We start from the raw sequence: 26,662 nt of genomic DNA on the forward strand, positions 1-26,662 counted from the left end.
CGTGGTTCACGCCACCTTGCCGTCTCTCAGCCCCCAGGCTTCGAAGCGAAGATCGGGGAAATCGCCGACGATGCGCAGCGCCATCGCCGAGCCGGCGAGGGTCTGCTTCCAGAACGGATCGGTCGATTCCACTTCGAAGTACGTGCTTTGGGCGTAGTAGGGAATCTGGCGCGGGGGATTGGGCAGCGCGTTCAGGCGCGCGCCCGGCAGTTGCAGGTCCACGAGCTTCTGGATCTGCTCGACGGCGCCCAGCTTCGCCTGCTGCGGCAACAGTTGCCGCAGCTTCTCCGCCGGCATCGCGGCCGAAAACGCGAAAATCAGTTTCTTCAGGTTCCACTGCTTGTCGATGATGCAGATGTGCACCTGATCGCCGCGATCCTCGAAGCGCAGCGGCAGCACCGGCGTCTCGATCACGCGCGCGAGCGCCTGGCGCAGCATCGTCGCGAGCGGCTCGAAGCTCGTCTGAAGATCGTCGTGGTCGTAGCCGAGCTCGCGGTCGGCGAGCTCCTCGTCGACGCCCGGCAGCACGCTCAGGCGCCCGAGCAGGCCGACCAGCTCGTGATACAGCATCGCGGGCGGCAGCGGATCGAACGCGTCGAGGTTCGCGAGGCGCATCCGGTACTCGGCGATCGCCTGGCGCAGCAGCAGCTCGATCAGATCGGCGACGCCGCCGCCCGTCGACAGCACGCGCTGCGCGGACGTGCTCGCGAGCCGCACGCGCAGCGTGCTCTGCAGCTCGTCGATCAGCGAGCGCAGCACGAGATGCGCGCGCGTGTCGAGGAGCGGCGGAATGAAGCGCGGGTCGAGCGATACGGTGCGGCTCGCGTTGCGGCCCGCCACGCGCGCGATCGGCAGCGCGGCTTCGTCGGAGCGCAACTGCGACTTCCAGCAAAGGCGCGTGACGAGCTGCCCGGTCTCGATCGTCAGGCGCCGCGGCGTGCCGGGCGCGTCGAGGCCGACCGCGAGATCCGGCACCTCGGTCGACACCGCGCGATAGCGCGACGCCGACGCGACGTCGCCGAACGCCATTTCCGGGCCGCCCGTGCGCGCCGCCTGCAGCGCGAGGCACGCGATGTCGCCCGCCTGCGCGAACTCGGTCTCGAGCGGCGGCGGCAGCGGATCGTCGGACGGCAGCGAGAACGCGGTGCCGTCCTGGAACACGCCGCGAGCGTGGCGGAGCCCGAGCCTGCCGAGCCCGAGGCCGTCCTGATCGAGATCGAGCAGCGTGAAGCCCCAGCCGTGATTCGACGTCTGACCGAGCCGCAGCGCGGCCTGATGCGCGAGATGCCGCTCGAGCTGCTGGAAGTGCTGCGTCTCGATCAGCATGCCGTCGCTCCACGCGACCGGTCCTACCGGCAGACTGCTCATTGCCTGCTTCTCCTTGTCCCATAGGTGGTTTTCGTCCTGCGCTCGGGCGGCGGCTCGTCGGTGCGGACCGCCGATGCGGCGAGCGCGCCGCCGACGGGCACAGGCCCCGGCAACAACGCGTTGTAGATGCCGTCGCGGTCGAGCCAGACGGCCATGTGAATCAATCCGCGGCCCTCGATGCGCACGCGCAGCGGCCCGTAGTTCGTCGGCCGGCGCGCGTAGTCGGCGTCGGCGACGAGCCACAGGTCACCCGAGCGCGGCAGGTTCAGCGAGAACTGCAGCACCTGGTTCGGCGCGACCACGTGGCGCGAGTCGGCGACGACCGTGCTGTCCTGCCCGCGCGACGCGCACGACGAATCGTCGCCGCCCTGCGTCGGCAGCCAGTCGGCCGCGGTCACGACGTACACGCACGTCTGCACCGGCCGCGGCTCGCCCGTCGGCGCGACGTTCAGCCGGTTGCCGCCGACGAGCGTCACGTGCAGTTGCCGCGGCTCTTCCGGCTTCGACGACGAGAACATCGAGCAGCCGGCGAGCATGCCGAGCGCGAGCGCCGCCGCAAATGATTTGAAGGGGCCCATCTTGCGACGCACGGTGCTTAGCTGAGTGTCATCGTGATCGTCTGCGACGGAACGGCGGAAAAGCCGGCCGTGTTCTGGTTGTTCGGCAGGTTGGTGTCCGTGAGGCGCGTCTCCGGCGCGCCCTGGATCATCACCTTGCTCGAGCCTTTCGCGTGCCGCGACGGCCCCGACACGGTGCCCGACGCGACGCCGCCCATCGATCCCGGCTCGTCGCTGTGCGTGACCGGAATGATCGTGTTCATGTTGTGAGCCGGCCCGCCGTTGATCAGGATGTTCGGCACGTTCGGCACGGCCTCCGGCTTGTTCGCGATGTTCGTGTACGGCATGGGAATCGCGAGGGGCGGCGTCTTGCAGACGTCGTTCCCCGGCGCGATCGCCATCCCTCCCGCAGAGCAATTTGCAAACATGATTGCCTCCTTCTAGAAACCGGGCGCGAGCGACGCTCAGCCCATGTGGATCTGGCCGGCGTCGATCTTCAGGAGCGACGCCGCCGTGACGGCCGCGCTCTTCGCGTGCATCGCCATGTGCCGCTCGGTGTGGACGACCGTGCTGCCCGCGTGCGTCGCGTCGGTGCCGCTCACGTGCGTCTGGCGCTCGGCCGCCGCCTGCGTCACTACCTGCGCGCGGCTCGCGAGCTGCGCGGCCTCGAGCGACAAACGATCGCGCGCCTCGACGCGCACGTCGCGCGCGCGAAGCGCGACGTGCGCGTCGCCGAAATCCAGCGTCACCTCGTCGTTGGTCCTGTCGTTCGCTTCATCGCTCGCGCCGCCGCGCTCGAGCACCGCGAGCACCCAGCACCGCTCGCCTTCGCGGCAGATCTGCACGAGGTCGCCCGCCCGAGGCGCGACGACGCAGCTCACCGCCTTCTTCGCGCGCAGCACGACGCCCGGGCGCAACGCAACGCGCCATTCGTCCGCCGCCGTGCGCTCGCCGTCGATGCGCGCGAGCGCCGTCGTCGCGGCGGCGTTCGCCGGCGGCGCCGACTCGCGCGCCGGCACGTCCGCGGACGCGGCACGCGCGCTCGCATCGGCATCGCGCCCGCCGCCCTTCATGATTCGCGTCAGCGCGCGACGCGACGCCGAATCGTCGTCGCCTTCGTATGCAAGCGCGTCGTGCGCGACAGCCATTTCCTGCATGCTCATCGTCAAACTCCTCTTGCTCCGGGTTGCACTCGCTGCCACCAGAGCCGGTCGTCGGCGCTCGTGGCTTCCTCGAAAACCGCGTCCCGCGTATCGGCCGCCGCCCACGTGTGGCGAAGCTGGCCGATCAGATTGCCGCCGCGGCAATCGGCGCCGCGCAGATCGACGCGCTCCAGATGCGCGCCGCGCGCGTCGAGCTGCTGCAATTGCGCGCCCGACAGGTTCACGCGCGTGAGCCATGCGTCGCGCAACGCGATGCGCGGCGCGCGCAAGCCCTGGAGCGCGCTGTCCGCGACGCTCGCGCTGTCGAAGATCGCCTGCGGCAATTCGCTGTTCGTCACGGTCAGGCCGTTGACGCTCGCGTGATCGAAGCTCGCGATCGGCAGCCGGCTCGCATGGATCTCGCCCGTCGCCCATGTGCTGTGCGACCACGCGGCCTGCTTCAGCTCGCAGCCGTGCACGGTCATCCGTTCGATGCGCGAATCGATCCAGCGCACGTTGATCCCGCGGCATTCGACGAGCACCGCGCGCTCGCAGCCGCTTTGCCCGGCGATCAGGTTCTCGAGCCCGACCGATTCGAGCCGCAGATCGGCGAGCCGGCAGCCGATCCACGACGTGTCGCTCCAGTGGCCGCCGCGCAGCGTAACGCCCGCGTAGTCGCCCGCGACGAGCGACACGTGCGCGCCGCGCACGGCGTCGAACGTCCAGGCGCCGCCCTTCGATTGCGTGCACACGACATCTTTCAGCAGGCAGCCCGTCCACGTACCGCCGTCGATCTCACACTCGTCGAACGTCACGCGCTGCAGCGCGCTCTGCGTCCACGCGCCCGCGCGGATCCGGCTCGATTCGTGAGAGAGCTTCACGAGCTCGCAGCGATCGAAACGGTTCGCATCGAACGTGCAGTTCACGAAGCGCAGGTTCGACAGCCGGCAGCCGGTCCATTCGACGCGCTCGAAGTGGCAATCGACAAACAGCGTGTCCGCGAGCGCGACGCCCCGCTGCGGCGATGCGTAGCGCTGCCCCTCGACGATTTCGGGTAGCGGCGGCGGCAGCACCGCCGAGCGGATCTTGCTCATCACGCCCTCCTCGGCACGTCGAGCTGGCCGGCGTTCAGATTGCCTCGCCACGCGCCCGCTTCCGGAGGATGGATCCACGACGTGCGGACCCGGACGAGATTGCAGTCGCGCATCCGCGTCTGCCGCATGTCTGCGCCATAGAACATCGCCTCCTTCAGCGAGCAGCGGTCGAACGACGTGCCCGTCAGTTGCGCATGCATCACGTTCGCGCCGTCGAGCACCGTGCGGCTCCAGTGCGACTGCTGCGCATGCAGGTGCTGCGCGTTCAGTTGCATGAACGAGCAGTGGTCGATTTGCACGCGGTCCGCGCGCAGCTCCTGCAGGCTCGACGACTTGAACACGCAATCGGTGAGCCGCGCGCCGTTGATCGACGTGCCGTGCGACAGCACCGCGAACGTCAGCATGCTGCGCTGCCAGATGCTCGCGGACAGGTCGGTCAGCAGGATGCTCGGCTTCGCGAGCGTGCATTGCGACACCGCGAGGCCCGCCATCCCGCACTCGACGATCGCGAGATCGTCGGCGCGCACGCGCGTCCAGGTCCACCCCGGCGCGCTCACCTCGGACCACGACACCGAATTCCATTGGACATCCTGAACGTCGCCGCGCACGCCGCCGCGCCCCTGCACCGCCAGCATCGACCACGATCCGCCCGCAACCTTCAGATCGTCGAGCCGGCACTCGTCGAGCGAGATCCGCTCGATCTCGACGTTCAGCCACGCGCCGCGCTCGAGATTGCAGCGCTGGAGCTTGCCGCCCTTCCACCAGCCGTCGCTCATCTTCACGTCGGCGAACGAGCAATCGACCGCATGCACCTGATTGAGCCGGCAGTTCGCCCACTCGCTGCGATCGAACGTGCAGCGCTCGAAGCGCACGTCGTCGAACTTCCAGCCGTCGAAGCGCATCGACGACAGATCGGCGTCGCGAATCGTCACGTTCGCGAGCTCGGGCGTCTTCGCCTGGCGCAGCCGCGTGCGCCAGTTCTCGCCTCCGCGCGGCGCGCCCGGCAGCTTCGCGTTGCGGTTCGCTTCCTCGAATGCCGAGAGCCGCTCGCTCGCGTCGCGCGCCTCGGCCAGCTCGCGGCGGTTCTGCTCGACCCGCGCACGGACTTCTTCATAGCCGCGCGGCGCCGGGGCGAAACGCGGGTGGTCTTCCGTGTCGAGGATCATCTCCCAGGTCCAGCCCCTCGCAACGGCAGGCATCAGTTCGTGATCCGCCTGCTGAAGCGGATCGGTGCAGTTCAGATCGGCGCGCTGATCGGCGAACTTCATCAGCGCGCCGACGTCGATGCGCTCGGCGTCGTCCTTGAATGCGGTGACGAGCATCGTCGGGCTGTCGTCGAGCAGGAAGTCGAGCGCGACCGCGCCATTCCACCACAGCACGCCGATGCCGCGATCGGGCAGGAACCACGCCGTCTGCTGCTTGAACGTCAGGCGCTCGATCCCCGGCCGGCCGTTGCGCGTCACGAGCGCGACCGGCGCAATGCGCGGCAGCTCGCCCGCGAAGCCCTCGCCCTGCGGCCCGAAGCCGCTCATCTCGAAAGGCGCGCCGGGCGTCCAGCATTCGCCGCGCGCCCACTGGTCGGGCGCCGCCTGCTGGAAGAAGCGCAGATCGACGTCCGCGGGCCAGCCCATGTGCGTGCCGTCCTGCGCCATCGCGTCGACCGTGCCCGGCCGCGCCGGCATCCATTGCGTGCGCTCCGGCCAGTCGCTGCCGATCGCGCCCATCGCCGCGAGCGGCGCGGGGCCGACGCCGAACGTGCTCAGTTGCTGCAACGGCGGCGTGCCGGACGCCATGCCGAACGGGTTTTCCTGCGCGCCGCCCGCCGCCGCGTGCCGGTGATCGATCGCGATGCGCGCGTAGCCCCCCGGCGCATGCTCGTCGCCCGACTGCGCCGCGCACGAAACGATCTTGCGCACGCCGTCGAGCTCGACCCAGGCGGTCCAGTCGACGTCCCGCGAGCGAGCGAGCGGCGCGACCGCGTGCACCGAGTGGCCGGCGAGCAGCCATTCGGCGCGCTGCTTCGGCAACGCGGCCTCGTACAGCGGCAGCGAAGGCGCGGCCGCCTTCAGCGCCTCCCAGACAGCCGCTTCGTGCACGAGGATCGACGGCTGATCGAGCCGGAATCCCATCCCGACGCTGATGCCGAGCATCGGCTGCGCGCCGATCTGCGTATTGGTCGTGGCCACGAGGGCCGCTTGTGGTTTGATATGTCGCATAGGTCAGTTCTTCGTCTGCATCCCGAGCTTTTTCAGATCGACGCCCACGTCCTCGTAGCTCGCCCCTGTATACGAGAAGCTGAAGCCGGTGACCGACATCTTGCTTCCCGTCGTCGATACGCTCGAACCCGTCGTGCCCACCGAGCTGCCGGTGGCCGACATGCTCGAGCCCGTCGTGCTCACCGAGCTGCCTGTCGTCGACGTCGACGTGCCCGTGATGCTCGTCGAGCTGCCGGTGTTCGACATCGACGTGCCGGTGATGCTCGTCGAGGTGCCCGTCACCGACGTACTCGTGCCCGTCATGCTGTTCGACGTGCCCGTGTACGACAGCGACACGCCGGTGATGCTCTGCGACTGGCCGGTCGTCGACATGCTGACGTCGGTCCACGACGACGAGATGCCCGTCATGCTGTTCGACACGCCCGTCACCGAATTGCTGGAGCCCGTCATGCTCGTCGCGACGCCGACCATCGACGTGGCGACGCCGGTGAAACTCGTGTCGACGCCCTTGAATCCGGTCGAGACGCCGGTGAAGCTCGTATCGACGCCGGTGAACGAAGTCGACACGCCGGTGAAGCTCGTGCTCACGCCGGTAAACGACGTGCTCAGGCCGGTGAAGCTCGCCGATACGCCGGTGAAGCTCACCGACAGCCCCGTGTACGACACCGAGATTCCGGTGAAGCTGACCGAGATCCCGACGACCGACGTCGACGTCCCCTTCACCGACAGGTTCAAGTCCTGCGCGATCGACGTCGAGCTGTTGCGCTCGACCGTCTGCTGCATGTCGCGCTCCGCGTGGACCATCACGCGCTCCGCGCCGCGCAGATCGTCGAACGTCAGTTGGCTAGCGTTCGGAAAACCGCCCGCGCGCTTGATCGAGCGCGTGACGAGGCCCGTGTAGCGGATGTCCTTCGGCAAGTCGTATGGCGTCGGGTTTTCGCCGTTGTAGACGATGCCCGTCGCGAGCGGCCGGTCGAGATCGCCATCGACATACACGACGATCACTTCCTGCCCGACCCGCGGCATCGCGATCACGCCCCAGCCCTTGCCCGCCCATGCCTGCGACACGCGAATCCAGCACGACGCATCGGCCTCGGTCGTCTTGTAGCGGTCCCAATGGAAGTGCACACGGATGCGCCCGAGCTTGTCGGTATGCACCTCCGACATCTCCGGCCCCACCACCGTCGCGCTCTGGAGACCCGACACGCGCGGCCGCCTGGTGACGAGCAGCGGCCGGAACGGCTGATCATCGGCGAGCGCGCGGAACTTGACCGCGACGTTGCGCCCCTGCGACGTACTATCCGGTCCGTCCTGAATGAACGTCAGCTCGCTGTTCGTCACGTAGTACCGCCGATTGCGGCCCAGCGCCGGATGCCCGATCAGCGTGAACGCCCGGCCCGTCGCCAGCGCGCGCGCGTTCGCCTCGCCCACCAGCGTGTGCGATCCCGCCTGAAGCGCTTCGAGCCGCAGGCGCGCGAGACGCTCGCCCTGCTCCGGCTCCCGATAGCCCGTGGCGTAGTCGTAGTATTCGAGCGGAATCCCCTCGAGATTCGGCGGCGACTCCTGCCGCGCATCGCTATCGAGCTTGTTCGACGGCGCGTGATAGTCGAAGTCGCGCAGCGCAACGTTGTTCGACTTGATCCGCCGCGTGCGCTGCAACCGCTGCACGCCTTCGCGCCCCTGGATCGCTCGCGATTCCTCGCCGTCCGGCAAGTATTCGAGCTCATCGTTCGGCAGCGGCAGATCCTCGAACCGCTGCGTATCCGAGATCACGACGACGTGACGGTCCTGCTCGTGCTCGACCCGGAAATAGATCCCTTCGTCCTCCAGCAACCGCTTCACGAAGTTCAGATCCGTTTCCTGGAACTGCACGCAGTACTCGCGCGGCTCGTACGCGCCTTCCAGCTCGAACCGATAACCGTTGCGCTGGTGCCCCTGAAACACCTGCTCGACGATCTGCGGCACGCTCACGTTCTGGAAGATCCGGCTGTTGCGGTTCTCCGCGAGAAACGACAGCCAGCTCCTCAGCTCCAGCGTGTACGTGTACTGCCCGCTCATCTGCCCCGTGTCGTAACCGCCGAACACGTGCGTGTTGAACGTGCGCACATCGCCTCCGCCCAGATCGATGTCCGCCGACAGCGTCGAGCCGAGCAGCGCGTCGAAATCCAGATCCGGGTCGTGGCTCAGCAGGTCGAGCTGATACGACGGCTCCTGCGACAGGCTCTCGTGCACCACGAAGCTCAGCGCCACCGCGTCCGGGTCCAGCAGGGGACTACGCAGTTCGATCAGACGCATGGCCACCCTCCGATCGTCCCGGCATCCGCGGATGCAAACGCCGCGCGCAGCGAGCCGTTCCCGTCAGGCGACGCGACCGAAGCAACCGCTTGTGAATGAATATCGCTCATAGGATCAACTCTTCACTTGCATGCCGACCTTCTTCAGGTCGATGCCGGTATCCGAATAGCTGACGCCGGTGTACGAGAAGCTGAAGCCTGTCGTCGACACGCTGCTGCCCGTCGTCGATACGCTCGATCCTGTCGTGCTGACCGAGCTGCCCGTCGTCGACACGCTCGACCCGGTGACGCTCGTCGAGCTGCCCGTCGTCGACATCGACGTGCCCGTGATGCTCGTCGAGCTGCCGGTGTTCGACATCGACGTGCCGGTGATGCTCGTCGAGGTGCCCGTCACCGACGTGCTCGTACCCGTCATGCTGTTCGACGTGCCCGTGTACGACAGCGACACGCCGGTGATGCTCTGCGACTGGCCGGTCGTCGACATGCTGACGTCGGTCCACGACGACGAGATGCCCGTCATGCTGTTCGACACGCCCGTCACCGAATTGCTGGAACCGGTGATGCTCGTGCTCACGCCGGTAAGCGAAGTCGATACGCCCTTGAAGCTCGTGTCGACGCCGGTGAACGAAGTCGATACGCCCTTGAAGCTCGTGTCGACGCCGGTGAACGACGTCGACACGCCGGTGAAGCTCGTGCTCACGCCGGTAAACGACGTGCTCAGGCCGGTGAAGCTCGCCGATACGCCGGTGAAGCTCACCGACAGCCCCGTGTACGACACCGAGATTCCGGTGAAGCTGACCGAGATCCCGACGACCGACGTCGACGTCCCCTTCACCGACAGGTTCAGGTCCTGCGCGATCGACGTCGAGCTGTTGCGCTCGACCGTCTGCTGCATGTCGCGCTCCGCATGGATCATCACGCGCTCCGCGCCGCGCTGGTCGTCGAACGTGATCTGGCTTGCGTTCTGGAAGCCGCCCGCGCGCTTGATCGAGCGCGACACGAGGCCCGTGTAGCGGATGTCCTTCGGCAAGTCGTATGGCGTCGGGTTTTCGCCGTTGTAGACGATGCCCGTCACGAGCGGCCGGTCGAGATCGCCGTCGACATACGTGACGAGCACTTCCTGCCCGACCCGCGGCATCGCGATCACGCCCCAGCCCTTGCCCGCCCATGCCTGCGACACGCGAATCCAGCACGACGCATCGGCCTCGGTCGTCTTGTAGCGGTCCCAATGGAAGTGCACGCGGATGCGCCCGAGCTTGTCGGTATGCACCTCCGACATCTCCGGCCCCACCACCGTCGCGCTCTGGATGCCCGGCACTTCGGGGCGCGGCGTCGTCAACAGCGGCCGATACGGCTGATCGTCGGCGAGCGCGCGGAACTTGACCGCGACGTTGCGCCCCTGCGACGTACTATCCGGTCCGTCCTGAATGAATGTCAGCTCGCTGTTCGTCACGTAGTACCGCCGATTGCGGCCCAGCGCCGGATGCCCGATCAGCGTGAACGCCCGGCCCGTCGCCAGCGCGCGCGCGTTCGCCTCGCCCACCAGCGTGTGCGATTCCGCCTGAAGCGCTTCGAGCCGCAGGCGCGCGAGACGCTCGCCCTGCTCCGGCTCCCGATAGCCCGTGGCGTAGTCGTAGTATTCGAGCGGAATCCCCTCGAGATTCGGCGGCGACTCCTGCCGCGCATCGCTATCGAGCTTGTTCGACGGCGCGTGATAGTCGAAGTCGCGCAGCGCAACGTTGTTCGACTTGATCCGCCGCGTGCGCTGCAACCGCTGCACGCCTTCGCGCCCCTGGATCGCTCGCGATTCCTCGCCGTCCGGCAAGTATTCGAGCTCATCGTTCGGCAGCGGCAGATCCTCGAACCGCTGCGTATCCGAGATCACGACAACGTGACGGTCCTGCTCGTGCTCGACCCGGAAATAGATCCCTTCGTCCTCCAGCAACCGCTTCACGAAGTTCAGATCCGTTTCCTGGAACTGCACGCAGTACTCGCGCGGCTCGTACGCGCCTTCCAGCTCGAACCGATAACCGTTGCGCTGGTGCCCCTGAAACACCTGCTCGACGATCTGCGGCACGCTCACGTTCTGGAAGATCCGGCTGTTGCGGTTCTCCGCGAGAAACGACAGCCAGTTCCTCAGCTCCAGCGTGTACGTGTACTGCCCGCTCATCTGCCCCGTGTCGTAACCGCCGAACACGTGCGTGTTGAACGTGCGCACATCGCCTCCGCCCAGATCGATGTCCACCGACAGCGTCGAGCCGAGCAGCGCGTCGAAATCCAGATCCGGGTCGTGGCTCAGCAGGTCGAGCTGATACGACGGCTCCTGCGACAGGCTCTCGTGCACCACGAAGCTCAGCGCCACCGCGTCCGGGTCCAGCAGGGAACTACGCAATTCGATCAGACGCATGACGGTTCTCCCGTCGTGCCGGCGTTCGCCGAGGTCGTTTCGTCGGACCGATGCGCGTCGGCCTGAGGTTCGTCGCCCGCATCGGCACGCGCGCCGCCGATCGCTTCATGCGCGTCATGCGACTCGGGGGCGCCATGCGCATCTTCGTGCGCGTCGCGTGCTTGCGCTGCAGCGGCCGCCGCCTCGCGCGACGCCGCATCCGCCTGCTCGCCGAGCGCCGCGGCATCCGTGCCGCTCAGCTCCCACGCGTCCTCGTCGAACACGAGCGACAGCTTCTCGTGCGCGGCGAGCCGCACCGTCTTCAACGCACGCCCTTCCGCCCGCGCGGCGAGCACGCCGCGCGCGACGGCCGGCATCACGTGCTGGCGCAGCAGGTCGCGCACCGCGCGGCCGTTCGCCGGATGCTGCGACACCGCGTGCGCGACCCACGACGCGACGCCTTCGTCCGCGCGCCATTGCAGATCGTTCTCGGCCAGGCGCTCGCCAAGCTCGTCGAGCGCCTGCGTCGCGACGCCGGTCAGTGCGTCGACGTCGAGCGGACGGAACGCGACGAGCTGGATCCGCGCGAGCAGCGCGGGCGAGAAGCGCCCTTGCAGCCGCTCGCCGACGAGCTTGTCGAGCTTCGCCTGCGAAATCCGCGGATCGGCTTTGCACGCCGCTTCGATCTCGACGTCGCCGAGATTGCTCGTCAGCAGGATCAGGCAGTTACGGAAGCTGATTCGGCGGCCTTCGCCGTCCTCCATCCAGCCCTGATCGAAGACTTGATAGAACACCTCATGAATGTCCGGATGCGCGCGATCGAATTCGTCGAGCAGCAGCACGCTATACGGCTTCTTGCGCACCGCCTCGGTCAGGCGCCCGCCCTTGCCGTAGCCGACGTATCCGGGCGGCGCGCCCTTGAGCGTGGACACCGTGTGCGCTTCCTGGAATTCGTTCATGTTGAACTGCAACAGGTTGCGCTCGCCGCCGAACAACAGCTCGGCGAGCTTCGCGGCCGCCTGGCTCTTGCCGGTGCCGGTCGGGCCGGCGAGCAGCATCACGCCGAGCGGCCGGCGCGGATCGTTGAGCCCCGAGTGCGACACCTGCAGCGCCTGCGCGATCGAGCGCATCGCGCCCGTCTGCCCGTGGATGCCCGCGTTCAGCGCGCCCTCGAGCTCGACGACGCGCTGCGCGTCGTCCTGCGCGAGCTGCGCGACGGGCACGCCCGTCCATTCGGCGAGCACCTCCGACACGACGTGCTCGTCGACCCACGGACGCACCCAGCGATTCGCGCCGATGCGCGCGGCGAACGAATCGCCGTCGCCGTCGCCGTCGCTATCGGCCGACACATGCGTTTCGTCGTTCAGGCGCGCGAGCCACGAACGCACTTCGTCGCGCTGCGCGCCGACCACCGTCTCGAGCGTCGACGCCTGCTGCACGAGGCTCGCGCGGCGGCCTTCGAGCTCGGCTTCGTCGCCCGGCGTGCGCACGCCCATCCGGCGGTCGCTCGCGCGCCAATCGAGCGTCTGGCCGATCGCGAACGCCTGATGCTGCAAGCGCTCGAGCTCGGCGGGCGCGCAGTTCTGGCTCATCGCAACGCGCGCGCACGCGGTGTCGAGCAGACTGATCGCCTTGTCCGGCAGTTGCCGCGCGGGCAGATAGCGGCGCGACAGCTCGACCGCACCGCGCAGCGCCGAATCGACGATGCGCACGCCGTGATGCGCGGCGAAGCGCGGCGCGATCGTGCGCAGCATGTCGACCGCCGCGTCGTCGCCCGGCTCGTCGACGGGAACCGCCTGGAAGCGCCGCACGAGCGCGGCGTCCGGCTCGATGTACTGCTTGTATTCGGACCACGTCGTCGCGGCGACCATCCGCAGTTGGCCGCGCGCGAGCATCGGCTTGATCAGGTTCGCCGCGTCGCCCGTGCCGGCCGCGCCGCCCGCGCCGATCAGCGTGTGCGTCTCGTCGCAGAACAGGATGATCGGAGCGGGCGACGCAATCACCGCGTCGATCAGCGATTTCAGCCGCTGCTCGAACTCGCCGCGCACGCCCGCGCCCGCCTGCATCCGCGCGAGATCGAGCGCCCACACCTGCGCGCCGATAAGGCCCGGCGGCACTGCGCCCGCATGGATCTTCTGCGCGAGCGCCTCGACGACGGCCGTCTTGCCGACGCCCGCCTCACCGACGAGGATCGGGTTGTTCTGCCGGCGGCGCGACAGGATGTCGATCACCGTGCGCAATTCGTCGTCGCGGCCGACGACGGGATCGAGCTCGCCGCGCGCGGCCTGCTCGGTCACGCACGTCGCCCATTTCGCGAGCGCGTCGCTCGCGCCTTCGGCGCCGGCTTCGCCCGCATGCTCGCCGAGCGCGCCGCCGCCGGCCGCGGCGGGCGCTTCGTCGGTCTCCGGCCAGCCGGCCGCGAGCGCCTCGTAGCGCTTCACCACTTCGTCGAGCGCGACCGACGTGATGCCGCTCGGCACGCGCTGCTGCAGCCAGCGGCGCGTCAGATCCTCGTCGAGCCACGCGAGCAGCAGGTGGCCGGAGCGCACCTTGGCCGCACGCGCCGCGATCTGGCTCCAGATGACGGCCGGCCCGACGCTGCGCTCGAGCGAGCTGGAGATGTCGCGCAGCGAGTCGCCGCTGACGTCGAAGCCGTCGAGCGCCTTCTCCATCCGGCGCTTCGCTTCGCCGACATCGCTGCCGAACTGCTCGAACAGCCGGGCGAGATCGCTCTGCTCGCGCTGCAGCAGGCACAGCGCCCAGTGATCGAGATCGATGAAGGCGTGCCGACGGGATCGGCCTAGCGCCGTCGCATCGACGAGGGCCGCATAGGTCGTGCGGCCGAGACAGTTGAATATGCGTTCGCGATTCACGTCTAGTCCCGAAAAGATTCAAAGACAGTCAAGGTGCGCAGCGCCCGATTCGGCCGTGACCACGCGTCGACGCCGACGCGCATGCACCCAACCCTTCCTGCGAGCTCAGGGCGCGTCCACACCTGAACCTTGATGACGGGGTAAATTCGTCCGTCGACGAAATCCGTCACGACCGCGGACAGCGCCATCACGGCGGCCGCGCGGCGTTGCCACCGGTAGAACTCGTCGGCCTCGATCGGACCGACGACGATCTCGACCGAGTGCTGCACATCCCAGATCCGCGCGCCGAGCCGCCATCCGCCGAGCCGCCGCGCGCGGCTCGGCGCGGCCGGCACCGGCACCCAGCGGCCGTGGCGCGGCACGACCCGCAGCGCGACGCCGAAGTACGCGCACAGCAGCCGCTGCAGATCGGCGAGCGAGCGGCGCGGCGCGCAGTAGATGCCCGGAAACGCGCGCCGGCATGCGAGCGCGTGCTGCTCGAACGGCTCGCCGTCGCCCTGCTGCGCGCGACGCGCATCGGCGAGCGCCGTCACGCGCTCGACGAACGGATTGCGCGCGCGCTCGTAGCCGAGCACCGGATGCATCGACGACCACGCCGAGTAATGCAGCCATGCGAGGTCGCCGCACGCGACGTTGACGAAGCGCTCGAACGCCGCGTTGCGCTCGAAGCGCTTCTCCTGCATCGCGTGCTCGGTCACGTGCAATGGCAGCGGCCCGTACGGCGCGAACAGCCCGAAGTGACGCTGGGCCACCGTGACCTGCGGGTGGTCGTCGTCCTCGATGAAACGCGCGAGCGCCACGTGCACGCGCTCGACTTCCGTGCTCGCGAAATGCATCCCCGCCGGCTGCTCGATGCGCAGCCACTTCGGCATCCGGCGCCTGCGCGCCGAGCGCTTGTCGTGCCTGCGCTGCAGCGCTTCGACCCGCCGCATCAGCTCGAAGAACGTGCGGCGCGGCGTCAGCGCCTGGGTCACGCGCTCGAGCGTCGTCATGCGAGCCTCCCGTCGCGCGACGCGACGTTCGTGTGCGTGCTCGCCGCTTCGCCGTCGAGCCGCACGACGATCTCGATGCCGTCGTTGAGCGTCGCGGCCTCGGCGAGCGCGTGCGCGAGCAGCCGCCCGAACAGCCAGCCGCCGCGATCCGCGTGCAGCGATTCGGCGATGTCGATCTCGACCTGCGTCGCGCGCACGAGCGCGGTCGGCGTCGCGCGGCCCGCCGCGACGAAGCGCGAGCGCAGCAGGACCGAGCGCAGGCTCTCGAGCCGCTGACGGTCGAGCGCGTCGTCCTTGTCGATCGCGAGCAGCAACTGCTCGACGATGCGCGCCGTCACGTCCTGCTGCGGTGCGCGCAGCGCGAGCGGATTGCGGCCGACGTGCGACACGGCCTCCCAGCACGCGTCGATGCTCGGCTTGCCGCGCGGCGCGCTCGCCGGCCACAGGCACTCGATGCGCTTCACCGCCGTCGGATCGAGCAGTTGCAGCTCGGCGTCGAGCAGCCCGCTCGGACGCCAGTCGCGATCGGCCACGAGCGCGCGGCCCGTGATCGTCGCGACGTCGTCCGGGGCGAGCGTGTCGTCGACCATCGAGACGGCGATCAGGTCGTGGCTTGCGAGCGGATCGAACCGATCACGCCGCACGCCGTCGACAAGCAGCGCGTCCTCGCGCCGCATGCCGTAGCGGATCGAGCCTTCATGCCCTTCGTAGCCCGCCGTCTCGAGCACTGAGCGCGCGCGATGCGCGCGGCCGTTGGTCTCGCACACGAACACCTCGGTCAGCGCCCACAGGTGATGCGCGGCGGGCCGCATCCGGTCGACGGGAATCCACTGCTCGGGCTGATTCGCGTCATACGGCACCGGATCGAAACGTTTGGAATACAGATTGATCGCCGGCGTCGCGAACAGGCGAAACTGGCTCGCGTCGACGTCGCCGACCAGATCGCCCGGCGCGGCGCGCAACGCGAAGAACAGCTCGAACGCGCGCGCGGACGGCGCCTTCGCGGCGATCTCCGCCAGTGCGTCGACGTAGACGCCGAGCAGACGCGTCGGCTGCGCGAAGTACTCGCGCAACAGCCGCAGGCCGGGCAACCCGCCGAACTCCTCCGGCAGCAGCGCCTCCGCGTCGTCGACGCCGGACAGCCGGATGCCCGACATCGGCAGCGTCAACACCTCGTCGCCGCGGTTCGTCGACACGAGCGCGTACCACGCGGTCGTGTCGGCGAGCATCGCGCGATGCAGCGCATACGCGCGCGGCAGATCGCCCGCGAGGCTCAGGTGCAGCGGCTTGAATCCGTCATCCTCGCGTGAGAGCTCCGCGATCGACGAGCCGCCCTCGACCTCGAACCTGAAGCGCAGCACCGCGTGCGACGACGCAAGCCGCTGCGCGAGCAGCGCCGGCAGCCCGGTGACGCTGCGGCTGCACTCGACCGACGCGATGCGCAGCGGCAGCAGCGTGACGTCGCGCGCGGTCGAGAACATCACCGGCAGCTTGCGGCCCGGCAGGTGCGCGGCAACGAGCGAGCCGCGCGGCAGCGTGTTGCCGCGAAACGCGTCAGGCGAGCCGAGATCCGGATGGAACGCGAACGTCGAGATCGCGGGCGTCGACGCCATATAGAGCGGACAGATGCGCCCGAGCGCCTGCTGCGCGAACTCCGCGCACTCGCGATCGAGCCGCTTCTGCACGCGCGCCGACAGATACGCGACGCCCTCGAGCAGCCGCTCGACGAACGGATCAGTAACCGCATCGGGATGCAGCCCGAGCGCTGACGCAACCTGCGGGTGCTCCTTGGAGAAGCGCGCGCCCGCATCGCGCAGTTGGCGCAATTCGTCGTTGTAGTGATCGAGGAAATTCATCGCCGTTCGCCGCTCATCGGTCGTCCGCCAGGCTGAAATAGCCGCTCAGGTAATCGAGCGCGAGGCTCGCCCTGAGCTCGGCTCCGTCTTCGCGCGCCTTCATCGACACATCGAAATAGATCGTCTGCGCGAGACGCTTGCGGCTCTCGGTCCGAGGCTTGACCGTCGTGGCGACGGGATCCACGCGCGGCTCGAAGCGACGAATCACCTCGCAGATGTGCGCGGCCGCATGAGCCGGATTGATCTTCGTCGCGCCGGCCGTCTGCATCGGCGGACAGCCGAAGTTCAACACCGAATGCGCCGCCGGGCTGTCGTCCGCGATACGCATGCGCGCGCCGCGGATCGCGTGATTCATCAGGTCGACCAGGTGATCGGCGACGACCTCTTGAAGCGAATGGCGACGAATCCGTCTCGACAGCTTGTTGTAGAGTTGAAGATCGCTCATGTGCGTGTTCCCGAGTGTTGTGGCGCGAGGCCACAACACTGCCCAAGGTTAGCCTGGAAACCAGAACCTTCCGGCGGGTTAGATCGGGGCGTTCTGCTTGAGGTCGTATCCGGCCTTGATCACCGCGCCCATCGTGCCGTCGTTGCGCTGCTCGCGGTACTCGAACTCGATCTGGGCGAAGTTGATCCGGATCTGGTCGGTCGGCAGCACGCCGTCGACTTCGCCGCTGGCGTGGCCGAGCTGCGAAATCGGCATGTTGCCGAGCGTGCGGAACGACGACACGAGGCCGCTCGCGAACGAGATCGTCAGGAATTCCTGCTGGCCCTTGCCCGACTTGCGGCAGATCAGCTTCGCGTTCTGAATGTGCTCGCCCGTCGCACACATCAGGAACAGCTTCGGCGAAGCCTTGTTCGACACCATGCGGAACTCGAAGTCCTTCATCTCGACCTTGCCTGCGCCGCCGCCGCTGCCGAAGCCCCAACGGCCGGAGTTCTCTTCCGCCCACTGCCAGCTCTGAATCTGGATCAGGCCGGGGTATTGCTGATCGGTCGACTCGCCCTCGACGCCATCGATCTGCAAGAAGTAATCAACCAACGCATTTGCCATGCTATGAACTCCTAATTAGTTATAACAAGACCATATCGAAAAGACCGCTGTTGAATCTGCTGCGAAACGGTTCGACTCCGTCCCGCAGCGCCTCGAACACCTCCTTCTTTAAGCGAAACCGCAACCGGCCCGGGAGTCGCGGCTCAGGTCGTCACCTCTTGCTTGGTCGACGGAAGCTTCGAAACCAGCCGGAGAGAAACGGTCAAACCCTCCAGTTGGAAATGGGGGCGCAGGAAAAACTGCGCGCGATAGTAGCCGGGGTTCTCCGGAATCTCATCGACGACCACCTCCGCCGCCGACAGCGGACGCTGCGATTTCGTCACCTCGCTCGAGATGCTCGGGTCGCCGTCCACGTAGTTCATCAGCCAGTCGTTGAGCCAGCGCTGCGTGTCCTCGGCCGACTTGAACGAGCCGATCTTGTCGCGCACGATGCACTTCAGGTAGTGCGCGAAGCGGCACGTCGCGAAGATGTACGGCAGCCGCGACGACAGATTCGAGTTCGCGGTCGCATCGTCGTCCTCGTAGATCGCCGGACGGTGCACGGTCTTCGCGCCGATGAACGCGGCGGTGTCCGAATTCTTCCGATACACGAGCGGCATCAGGCCGGACTCCGACAGCTCGTGCTCGCGGCGGTCCGAGATCGCGATTTCCGTCGGGCAGTGCAGATCGACTTCGCGATCCTGCGACGGCAGCACGAACTTCGGCAGCACCTCCACCGCGCCGCCCGACTCGACGCCGCGAATCTTCGTGCACCAGCCGTAGGTCTTGAATGCGCGCGTGATGTTCGCGCCCATCGCATAAGCGGAGTTCGCCCAGCAAAAGTCCTCGGCGCGGTTCGGATCGACCTTCTCCTCGAAACCGAACTCTTCGACGGGCTGCGTCTTCGGGCCATACGGCACGCGCGCGAGGAAGCGCGGCAGCGTGAGCGCGAGATAGCGCGAGTCGTTGCTCTCGCGCAGGCGCCGCCAGAATGCGTATTCGGTCGCGGTGAAGATCTTCGACACGTCGCGCGGATTCGACAGCTCGCTCCAGTCGTCCATCTGCAGGAGGCCGGGCGCGGCGGCCGCGATGAACGGCGCGTGCGCGGCCGCCGAGATCTTCGACATCTCGGTGAGGATCGACACGTCCTGCATGCTGTGGTCGAAATAGAAATCGCCGATCAGGCAGCCGAACGGCTCGCCGCCGAACTGGCCGTACTCCTGCTCATAGATCATCTTGAAAATCGGACTCTGGTCCCACACGACGCCCTTGAAGCGCCGCAGCGTCTTGCCGAGATCCGCTTTCGAGATGTTCAGGTAGCGGATCTTCAGGTTCTCGCTCGTGTCGGTGTTCGACACGAGGTAGTGCAATCCGCGCCACGCGCCTTCGAGACTCTGAAAGCGCTTGTTGTGCAGCACGAGAGTCAGTTGCTCGGAGATCTTCTTGTCGAGCTCGGCAACCAGTTGCTCGATCGTCTGCGCGACATCCTCGCGAACCACGACCCGGCTGCGCCGCGCATACGTGAGCAGCGTTTCGACGGCGTTCTGCACCGCCTCGGCGGCTTCGTTGGTGCGCGGCCGGAACGAGCGGCGCAGGATGTCCTTCAGATCCTCGTTGACGTTCTGATCGACGACCACCTTCTCGGCAGACGATTCAAGCTGCTGCATACTCATTTCGCACCCTCTTCCGGTTGATGGTCTCCACCCTCACCGGCGCTGCCGGATTGCCCCGGCGCCGCGTCGGCCTCGTTCGCCCACTGCGGGCTCTTCAGCAATTCCTGGATCACGTCTTCCGCCGCCGCCTTGCCGTCCATGTAGGTCAGCAACTCCTTCAGGCGGTTGCGGGCCTCGAGCAGCGTCGACAGCTCGGGAATGCGCTTGACGACCGCCGCGGGCTCGAACGATTCCATCGACGAGAACGTGAGATCGATCGGAATCAGCGTGCCGTCGTTGGTGAGCACGTTCTTCACGTGATAGCTGAGCGACGGTGCGATCTGCGCCATCCGCTCGTCGAAGTTCTCGACGTCGATCTCCTGAAAGCGCCGATCCTCGACGGGACCGAGCGGCTCGACGTTGTCGCCCGACAGGTCCGCCATCACGCCCGCGACGAACGGCAGCTCGACCTTCTTCTGCGAGCCGTACACCTCGACGTCGTATTCAATCTGCACGCGGGGCGCACGACTCTCCCCGATGAATTTCTGTCCATCCTTTTGTCGAACCATGATGAGCAAACCCTCTACACGAAGTTGTTCACGTTACTTGATGGAGCTCTGCGGCCGGTTCAGTTGGGCCACGAGAGATGCCGCCTCGGGATAGAGCTCCGCCATCACTTCCTCGAAACCCGCCCCCAGCATTCGTTGAATCCGCGACAGGAAGATCGGCGCCGGATGGCTCGGCTCGTGCAAGCGGAAGTATTCGACGATCCGCTCGAGCGCCGCGCCGACTTCCTGCCTCGACCTCAGCCCGCCGCCCGGCCTCGCGGCGGGCTGCTGCGCGCCGGGCGCCGCATCGGCCGGCTTCTCATCGGCGACGCTTGCGGTTGCCTCGCTCTCCGATCCCGTTTGCGCGAGCCGCGACGCCGCGACGCTCAACAGGTCGAGCGCGCGAGAGAGGTTGAGCTCCTGCTCCACCACTGCAATCGATTTCCTGATTCGCGATAAGGAATCCTGAATGTCATGTACAAGAGTATTCGCTCTATCGCGATAGTCGCGATCCTCCACGATCGCGGCGGCGCGCCCGCCGATCAGGTCGTTGAGCGTCGCATCGCGGTCTTCGAACCGGGAACCGCCGAGTTGATGCAGAAACTGCGGCCCCGCAAGCCAGCCGAGATGAATCAGGAGCGTCTCGCCCGGCGATTCGTCGGGCAGCGCGCGAGGATGCAATGCCTCGACGGGCGCGCTCATCAGATCGGCCAGCAATCGAACGCCGTCGGCCAACCCGCTCAATCCGCGCCGCGCGATACATGCGCGCAGATGCCAGATGGCGACCCGAACGTCCTTCGCCTTTTTCAATAGCGCGAGACAAGCCGTTTCGACGGACGCCCACTGGAACGCACTCTCTCCCTTGCGTTGCGGCGCATAACCGACGGAATCGTATTCGCAGATGGCTGCGTCGATTTTGATAAAATCCTCGTCGAAATCCAGCAAATCCGGCGAATGGCCCGGCAGTGCATCGTCGTTCATGGTCTGTCCACAAATCACAGGCGTCAGGTACCGACTGCGCAAAACCAGATTAGCTTGCGCTTTGTCAAAATACCCGAATTTATTTCTTCGAATGTATTAGCGACCACATAACTCGATGCCGACCATCAGTCAAAGCGGCTTGGGGAATTAGATTGGCAATCGCCGACAAAGGCAAACAAACGGCCGTGGGTTTCAGGAATATATTCCACGGAAACCGTTTACGCTGCTGTTTTTTCTCAGCGGCATTACCCCCCCTTCCGCCCAGCCCAATCCCTGCGAACCGGCATGCGCCGGCTTTCCGCATCGGTAATCGGTAAGATGCGCTTCCGTTAAATCAAATACAGCGTACACATAAATCAATACGCCGTTGCGATTGCGGCGGAAACAGCATCCAAGCATCGGGTTTTATCTGAAGCGTCACACCTTAGCGGCCCTCAACGACAGCGGCGTGACAATCGTTCATATCGTTACAGTCTACGCTGTAAACTTATAGAACGCTCGTGAATTTGGCAAGTGGAAATAATTTTTTCTTACAAACGGGACTGTAAGTTTGATTCAATGAATTTGAAATAAGAGGATTCTCTCCGATGCGGAGCGAGTGTCGAACGGCGCGGAGATTTTTATCTTGGGTGATCCTTCCGGCGACATTTCCTCGCCTGGCTGCCAATTTACTCAATCACTACTTCATAGCGCCCGGCCTGATTTCTCAGACTACTTAATATGTATTCGCAATCGTTTGCGCGGCCTGTTGTCCCACAGTAATCCCACCTCGAAGTAATTGCAATCCGGTTGAAAATATTCGCCGCATGCGAGCAGAAGCCGGCCGGGCGAGCGGAGAGTCCGAATGCACGCCGGAACGTCGGGCGAAACATCTTTGTTACATCAGGTTCATTTTAACTCGCACAAGAGACAACTTTTCTGCATGTCCCATCATATGTCCGCTCAATAATCGAAATCGATGCAATAACGATTGAATCGACCAGACAGACGAGCCGTCCCGGTCGATGCCTGACGAATCGATGCCCGCTCGCCGCGCAACGGCAGCGCCATCCATTCGACGAGAGCGGCCGTCACCGCATTCAGTAGTATCACGAACTGTTTTTAAGAAGACTGTGCATCCGCAGTTTCTCGACGGAACCGAGTACATCCTCGAGACTCCCTCGCCCGAACTCGACACCGCGCCAAGCCTCTACGCACAACGTTCCACAACGGCGCCACAACGAAACGGCGCGGCCACCTTCCGGTGCCGCGCCGTTTCATTCGCCTGTCCGGGCGGGAGCTGCCGCCCGCCCGGCGCCTTGCCGTACCGGAAGTCAGGCTTTCATCGAGCCGGTCCGCACGTAGCGCTCGTGCCACGACAGCGCTTCGCCGAGCAGGTGCGGCGTCTGCTTGCCGAAGCTCTCGCGGCTCGCACGCTCGAAGTAGTCTTCGAGCATCGGCCGGTAATCGGGGTGCGCGCAGTTCGCGATGACCTTGCGCGCGCGCTGCTTCGGCGACAGCCCGCGCAGATCCGCGAGCCCCTGCTCGGTCACGACGACCGCGACGTCGTGCTCGGTATGATCGACGTGGCTCGCCATCGGCACGATCCGCGAGATCGCGCCGCCCTTCGCGGTGCTCGCCGACATGAAGCACGACAGATAGCCGTTGCGCGCGAAATCGCCGGAGCCGCCGATCCCGTTCTGGATCTTCGTGCCCATCACGTGCGTCGAGTTCACGTTGCCGTAGATGTCGGCCTCGATCATCCCGTTCATCGCGACGATGCCCAGACGCCGCACCAGTTCCGGATGGTTGCTGATCTCCTGCGGCCGCAGCACGATCTTCGAGCGGAACGTGTCGATCTCGTCGGCGAAGCGCTTCACCGCGTCCGGGCTCAGCGACAGCGCGGTCGCCGACGCGAAGCTCAGCGTGCCGTTCGCGAGCAGATCGAGCATGCCGTCCTGGATCACTTCCGTATACGCGGTCAGGTTCGAGAAGCCGCCCTCGCCGAGGCCGGCGAGCACCGCGTTCGTGATGTTGCCGACGCCCGACTGCAGCGGCAGCAGGTTTTCGGGCAGGCGGCCGCGCTTGATCTCGTGGCGCAGGAAATCGATCAGGAGTCCGGCGATCTGCTTCGACGTCTCGTCCGGCGCGGCGAACGCGTTGCTGCGATCGGGCGCGTCGGTCTCGACGATCGCGACGATCTTCTCGGCCGGGCAGCGCAGATACGGCTCGCCGATCCGGTCGTCGCTCTTCACGAGCGGAATCGGCTTGCGGTTCGGCGGCAGCGCGGTGCCGTAATAGATGTCGTGCATCCCGTCGAGGCCGAGCGGCTGCCGCGCGTTCACTTCGAGGATCACGCGCTTCGCCTGGTCGAGCCACGTCTTGTTGTTGCCGACCGACGCCGACGGAATCAGGCGCCCGTCCTCGCGAATGCCCGCGACTTCGACGATCGCGACGTCCAGCTCGCCGAACAGACCGAACCACGCGTACTGCGCGACGTGGCTCAGGTGGATGTCCTGGTAGTCGAGCTCGCCCGCGTTGATCTTGTCGCGCAGCGTCGGATCGGACTGGTACGGCAGCCGCATCGAGATGCCGTCCGCCTTCGCGAGCGCGCCATCCAGTTCGGGCGCGGTCGATGCGCCCGTCAGCACGTTGATGCGGAAGTCTTCGCCGCGCGCGTGGGAAGCCGCGATCCGCGCGGCGAGCGCGGCCGGCACCGCTTTCGGATAGCCGGAGCCGGTGAAGCCGCTCATCGCGACGGTCATGTTCGGGCCGATCAGCGCGGCGGCCTCGTCGACGGTGCGGACGAGGGAGCGCAGACTGGGGGCGAGGATACGAGAAGTTGGCATGGCTGAATGTCGAACGGTTGTATTAGATCTGGCGACGCAGCGCCGCAGGGGTGTCTCCGGAGTGGCGCGCGCTCCCGGCGCCGGCGGCAGTCGTGGCCGGGTAGCGGAAGCACGGCCGGAGTATCGCAGACCGCACCGCGGCATAGTGTCCGCCCCGTGCAAAAGTAACTTGCCGGATTTGCTGGCTATTTGCCCGAAATCAAATCCGTGCGCGACTTGCGGCGCAGCCCGCTCGACGTTCGAGGGTCGGCGGCGGCCTCGGCGAGACGGCACGGAACCTTACACTTTTCTTTCTGTTGCGCGCAATCTGCACGTTCCAGTCATGAAAAAGCAACAAATTACAATTCCGTATATATTTCGCCGATGGACCCAAGAAAAACCGCCGCCAACCGTATTTCGAGCCCGCCGCCCCGCACCTGGGACGCCCGGCTCGCGCGTCGGCTCGTTACGCCGCTCGTCGGCACGCCGGTCACGCCGAACCACCTCACCACGCTGCGCCTCGCGATCGGTCTCGCCGGCGCCTGGTGTCTCGCGCAGCCGGGCTTCGGCTGGATCAACGCCGGCGCGTTGCTGATCGTGCTGTCCAATTTCGTCGATCACACCGACGGCGAGCTCGCGCGGATCAGCGGCCAGTCGAGCAGGCTCGGTCACTTCTACGATCTCGCGAGCGACGCGCTCGTCACGATCGCGCTCTTCGTGAGCATGGGCGCCGGCGTCGTCGCGGCGGGCGGCCAGATGGCCGCGTCGCCCGTGCTGCTCGGCACCGTCGCGGGCGCGGCCGTCGCGCTCATTTTCTTCCTGCGGATGCGCATCGAGTCGCTTGCCGGCAAGGCCGGCACGAAGCAGGCGTTCGTCGGCGGCTTCGAGACCGAGGACGTGCTGTATCTGCTGCCCGTCGTCACGCTGCTCGACGGCGTCGAGCCGTTCCTGCTCGCGGCAGCGATCGGCGCGCCGCTCTTCGCCGCATGGGTCGTGATCGACTATTGGCGCATCGTGCGCCGCGGCGCCGCCGCTGGCGCGCCCAACTCAACCGAAATCCAGCCCTCGAAATGACGATGGACCTCGAAGCACCGGCGGCGCACGGTTCGGCTGACGCTGCCGTCGCCGCGCGCGTGGCCGCGCTCGACCGCGCACGGCTGCGCGACGACTTCGCCCGCCAGGATGCGTTCCTCTATCTGGACGAATTCCTGCCGAAGGATCTCGCCGGCCGCCTCGCCGACTGCGCCCGCGCGCTCCTGCCCGACATCAACCGCAACTATCTGCCGGGCCACAAGCAAGGCGGCAGCGTGAGCCGCCACACGATCGACGAAAAGGCGCCGCTCATCGCCGAGCTGTACCGGTCGAAGGCGCTCGTCGGCCTCCTCGAGACGCTGACGGGCGACAAGCTGCTGCCGTCGCCGGACGACGATCCGCACGCGTACGCGCTGTACTACTACACGAAGCCGGGCGATCACATCGGCTGGCACTACGACACGTCGTACTACGACGGCCGCCGCTACACGCTGCTCTTCGGCGTGATCGACGATTCGACGAGCCGGCTCGACTACGAGCTGCACACGCGCAATCCGGACGCGCCCGACGAGCCGGGCTCGGTGCAGATCGCGCACGGCGGCATCGTGCTCTTCGACGGCGACAAGCTGCGCCATCGCGTGACGCCGCTCGGCGAGAACGAGATTCGCGTGTCGCTCACGTTCGAGTACGTGACCGACCCCGGCATGCGCCCGTGGAAGCGCTTCGTGTCGAACATGAAGGACGCGATCGCGTACTTCGGCTTCCGCCAGGTATTCAGGCAAACGGCAGCACGCCGCCCGTCGCGCTCATGACGCGCACCGGGATGATCCTGCTGTCGCTCGGAACGGCGGCGTTCGTCGCCCTCCTCGCATGGCAGGGCCTCGGCGCGGTCGCGGCGACGCTCGCGTCGGCCGGCTGGGGGCTCGCGCTCGTCGCGGCGTTCCATCTGGTGCCGCTCGTCGTCGACGCGACGGCGATCGCGGTGATGTTCCGGCCCGGCGAGCCCGGCAGCCGGCTCGGCGACGCGCTGCGCGCGCGCTGGGTGGGCGAGGCGGTGAACAGCCTGCTGCCCGCCGGGCAGATCGGCGGGCCGGTGCTGATGGTCCGCTATCTCGCGCAGCGCGGCGCGCGCCTGGCCGACGCGGCGGCCGCGATCACGGTCAGCACGACAATGCAGGCGCTCGCGCAGATGGTGTTCGCGCTCGTCGGCATCGTGGCGTTCAGCGCGTACGCGACGCACGATGCCGCCTCGCATCTGCGCACGCCGGCGCTGGTCGCGACCGCGGTGCTGGGCGGCTGCGCGGCGCTCTTCTATTTCGCGCAGCGCCGCGGCCTGTTCGGGCGCGGGCTGCGCGCGGCGTCGAAGCTGCTCGGCCCGCGCGACTGGTCGTCGCTCGCGACGCGCGCGGACGCGATCGACGACGCGCTCGGCCGGCTGTACCGCGAACGCGCGAAGGTGCGCACAACGTTCGTGCTGAGCTTCATCGGCTGGGTCGTCGGCACCGCGGAAGTGTGGCTCGCGCTGCGCTTCCTCGGCCACCCGGTGAGCTGGCTCGACGCGCTGCTTCTCGAGAGCGTCGGGCAGGCGATCCGCGGCGCGGCGTTCGCGATCCCCGGCTCGCTCGGCGCGCAGGAAGGCGGCTATCTGCTGCTCGCGCCGCTCGTCGGCCTGCCGCCCGACGCGGCGCTCGCGCTGTCGCTCGCGAAACGCGCGCGCGAGCTCGCGCTCGGCCTGCCGGGCCTACTGTACCTGCATTTCAGTGAAAGAAACTGGCAGCGGCGGCGCGCGCCGCAGCCGATCGCCGATTGATCCGACGACGAGACGGTCGGCGTC

20 protein-coding genes are annotated in these 26,662 nt (G+C 67.0%); 3 read left to right on the forward strand and 17 right to left on the reverse strand.

Features of this window, described 5'->3' with window-relative positions; all coding sequences use genetic code 11:
- Positions 1 to 6 precede the first annotated feature (6 nt).
- The 17 genes from tssK to scpC form a co-directional block, all read right to left on the reverse strand.
- Entirely contained in the window at positions 7 to 1,368 is a 1,362-nt protein-coding gene (gene tssK / locus AQ610_RS28010) for a type VI secretion system baseplate subunit TssK (protein ID WP_009914466.1), read from the reverse strand.
- On the reverse strand, positions 1,365 to 1,958 hold the full coding sequence (tssJ, locus tag AQ610_RS28015) for a type VI secretion system lipoprotein TssJ (protein ID WP_009914465.1): 594 nt from the start codon (positions 1,956 to 1,958) through the stop codon (positions 1,365 to 1,367). The genes tssK and tssJ overlap by 4 nt, the downstream gene beginning before the upstream one ends.
- Positions 1,959 to 1,963: 5 nt before the next feature.
- The gene (locus tag AQ610_RS28020; protein WP_009914464.1) at positions 1,964 to 2,353 is read right to left on the reverse strand and encodes a DUF4150 domain-containing protein; all 390 of its coding nucleotides are present in this window, start codon (positions 2,351 to 2,353) and stop codon (positions 1,964 to 1,966) included.
- A gap of 36 nt (positions 2,354 to 2,389) precedes the next feature.
- Entirely contained in the window at positions 2,390 to 3,088 is a 699-nt protein-coding gene (locus AQ610_RS28025) for a DUF3540 domain-containing protein (RefSeq protein WP_015602799.1), read from the reverse strand.
- 2 nt (positions 3,089 to 3,090) lie between these two features.
- Positions 3,091 to 4,161, reverse strand: coding sequence for a pentapeptide repeat-containing protein (locus AQ610_RS28030; protein ID WP_009914460.1), 1,071 nt, complete (start codon positions 4,159 to 4,161; stop codon positions 3,091 to 3,093).
- Positions 4,161 to 6,377: a DUF2169 family type VI secretion system accessory protein gene (locus AQ610_RS28035; RefSeq protein WP_009914458.1), complete on the reverse strand. Its 2,217-nt coding sequence runs from the start codon at positions 6,375 to 6,377 to the stop codon at positions 4,161 to 4,163. The genes AQ610_RS28030 and AQ610_RS28035 overlap by 1 nt, the downstream gene beginning before the upstream one ends.
- 3 nt (positions 6,378 to 6,380) lie before the next feature.
- Complete coding sequence (locus tag AQ610_RS28040) at positions 6,381 to 8,672, reverse strand: type VI secretion system Vgr family protein (RefSeq protein WP_043283395.1); 2,292 nt, start codon at positions 8,670 to 8,672, stop codon at positions 6,381 to 6,383.
- Between the two features lie 114 nt (positions 8,673 to 8,786).
- Positions 8,787 to 11,078, reverse strand: coding sequence for a type VI secretion system Vgr family protein (locus tag AQ610_RS28045; RefSeq protein WP_059213604.1), 2,292 nt, complete (start codon positions 11,076 to 11,078; stop codon positions 8,787 to 8,789).
- Positions 11,069 to 13,930, reverse strand: coding sequence for a type VI secretion system ATPase TssH (gene tssH / locus AQ610_RS28050; protein ID WP_006029760.1), 2,862 nt, complete (start codon positions 13,928 to 13,930; stop codon positions 11,069 to 11,071). The genes AQ610_RS28045 and tssH overlap by 10 nt, the downstream gene beginning before the upstream one ends.
- Positions 13,931 to 13,932: 2 nt before the next feature.
- Positions 13,933 to 14,922: a type VI secretion system baseplate subunit TssG gene (tssG, locus tag AQ610_RS28055; RefSeq protein WP_006029761.1), complete on the reverse strand. Its 990-nt coding sequence runs from the start codon at positions 14,920 to 14,922 to the stop codon at positions 13,933 to 13,935.
- Positions 14,919 to 16,778 carry a type VI secretion system baseplate subunit TssF gene (gene tssF, locus AQ610_RS28060; RefSeq protein ID WP_006029762.1) on the reverse strand — a complete coding sequence of 620 codons (1,860 nt, stop codon included), beginning with the start codon at positions 16,776 to 16,778 and terminating at the stop codon, positions 14,919 to 14,921. Before tssF ends, tssG begins: the two co-directional genes overlap by 4 nt.
- A 13-nt stretch (positions 16,779 to 16,791) precedes the next feature.
- Positions 16,792 to 17,223: a GPW/gp25 family protein gene (locus tag AQ610_RS28065; RefSeq protein ID WP_006029763.1), complete on the reverse strand. Its 432-nt coding sequence runs from the start codon at positions 17,221 to 17,223 to the stop codon at positions 16,792 to 16,794.
- 78 nt (positions 17,224 to 17,301) lie between these two features.
- Complete coding sequence (locus AQ610_RS28070; RefSeq protein ID WP_004530039.1) at positions 17,302 to 17,829, reverse strand: Hcp family type VI secretion system effector; 528 nt, start codon at positions 17,827 to 17,829, stop codon at positions 17,302 to 17,304.
- Between the two features lie 143 nt (positions 17,830 to 17,972).
- Positions 17,973 to 19,475 carry a type VI secretion system contractile sheath large subunit gene (tssC, locus tag AQ610_RS28075; protein WP_006029764.1) on the reverse strand — a complete coding sequence of 501 codons (1,503 nt, stop codon included), beginning with the start codon at positions 19,473 to 19,475 and terminating at the stop codon, positions 17,973 to 17,975.
- 2 nt (positions 19,476 to 19,477) lie between these two features.
- Positions 19,478 to 20,029, reverse strand: a complete 552-nt coding sequence (tssB, locus tag AQ610_RS28080; protein ID WP_009914448.1) for a type VI secretion system contractile sheath small subunit — start codon at positions 20,027 to 20,029, stop codon at positions 19,478 to 19,480.
- 33 nt (positions 20,030 to 20,062) lie between these two features.
- Positions 20,063 to 20,989: a type VI secretion system protein TssA gene (locus AQ610_RS28085; RefSeq protein ID WP_006029766.1), complete on the reverse strand. Its 927-nt coding sequence runs from the start codon at positions 20,987 to 20,989 to the stop codon at positions 20,063 to 20,065.
- Between the two features lie 1,313 nt (positions 20,990 to 22,302).
- Positions 22,303 to 23,817 (reverse strand): succinyl-CoA:acetate CoA-transferase ScpC, encoded by a 1,515-nt coding sequence (gene scpC, locus AQ610_RS28090; RefSeq protein WP_006029767.1) that lies wholly within the window; start codon positions 23,815 to 23,817, stop codon positions 22,303 to 22,305.
- 363 nt (positions 23,818 to 24,180) lie between these two features.
- Here scpC and AQ610_RS28095 point away from each other — a divergent pair, with 363 nt between their 5' ends.
- The 3 genes from AQ610_RS28095 to AQ610_RS28105 are packed head-to-tail and all read left to right on the forward strand — an operon-like array spanning position 24,181 to position 26,638.
- Positions 24,181 to 24,870, forward strand: coding sequence for a CDP-alcohol phosphatidyltransferase family protein (locus tag AQ610_RS28095; protein ID WP_006029768.1), 690 nt, complete (start codon positions 24,181 to 24,183; stop codon positions 24,868 to 24,870).
- On the forward strand, positions 24,867 to 25,640 hold the full coding sequence (locus AQ610_RS28100; RefSeq protein ID WP_009914447.1) for a HalD/BesD family halogenase: 774 nt from the start codon (positions 24,867 to 24,869) through the stop codon (positions 25,638 to 25,640). The genes AQ610_RS28095 and AQ610_RS28100 overlap by 4 nt, the downstream gene beginning before the upstream one ends.
- Complete coding sequence (locus AQ610_RS28105) at positions 25,637 to 26,638, forward strand: HpnL family protein (RefSeq protein ID WP_006029770.1); 1,002 nt, start codon at positions 25,637 to 25,639, stop codon at positions 26,636 to 26,638. The genes AQ610_RS28100 and AQ610_RS28105 overlap by 4 nt, the downstream gene beginning before the upstream one ends.
- The last annotated feature ends 24 nt before the right edge of the window (positions 26,639 to 26,662 follow it).

The sequence above is a fragment of the Burkholderia humptydooensis genome, from assembly GCF_001513745.1.
Lineage (GTDB): Bacteria > Pseudomonadota > Gammaproteobacteria > Burkholderiales > Burkholderiaceae > Burkholderia > Burkholderia humptydooensis.